Origin of the sequence: Acinetobacter sp. ATCC 27244 (assembly GCF_000156555.1) — a bacterium.
GTDB lineage: Bacteria > Pseudomonadota > Gammaproteobacteria > Pseudomonadales > Moraxellaceae > Acinetobacter > Acinetobacter haemolyticus.
In genome coordinates this window covers 1-763 of sequence record NZ_GG665994.1, presented here as the reverse complement: position 1 = coordinate 763, position 763 = coordinate 1, and the positions used below count along the sequence as shown (strand labels likewise).

The window sequence follows — 763 nt, the reverse complement described above, 5'->3', positions numbered from 1 at the left end:
TTTATAAGTGATATTCTGCTCTAGTTAAGCTACCTTATTTTGTTGTGGTAGCTGGTCATAGTAAAACTCATCTGGAGTCATTTTGTCCAGACTCGAATGAGGTCGTTTCAAATTATAAAATTCAAAATAGGCATTTAATTGCTTTTTCGCATCAAAAACATTGCTGTAGGCTTTGAGATAAACCTCCTCGTATTTAACGCTCCGCCATAATCGTTCAATCATCACATTATCAACCCAACGACCTTTACCATCCATGCTGATTTGGATGTCATTTGATTTTAACACTTCAATAAATGCATCACTGGTAAATTGACTGCCTTGGTCTGTATTAAAGATTTCAGGTCGGCCATATTTTTCAATAGCTTCATTTAATGTTTCTATACAAAATGCAACCTCCATACTAATCGATACGCTATGGGCAAGCACCTTACGGCTGTGCCAATCAATCACAGCACATAAGTAGACAAAGCCTTTTGCCATAGGGATATACGTTATATCCGTTGCCCACACTTGATTACTCCGTTGAATATTCAATCCTTTGAGCAGATATGGATATTTACGGTGAGCTTGATTGGCCTGACTTAGATTTGGTTTACGATATAACGCATTAATGCCCATTTTCTTCATTAAAGTACGTGTATGACGTCGTCCTATATGATGTCCTTGACGGTTCAATAAATCACGCATCATACGGCTACCTGCAAAAGGGTATTGCATATGTAATTCATCAATACAGCGCATCAGCTTCAGATCTGATGCACTC

At 38.0% G+C, this 763-nt stretch carries 1 protein-coding gene; it reads right to left on the bottom strand.

From position 1 onward, the window contains the following. Positions 1–24: 24 nt before the first annotated feature. Positions 25–763: IS3 family transposase (locus HMPREF0023_RS15940; protein ID WP_008942589.1), on the bottom strand; the 739-nt coding region annotated here is incomplete at its 5' end.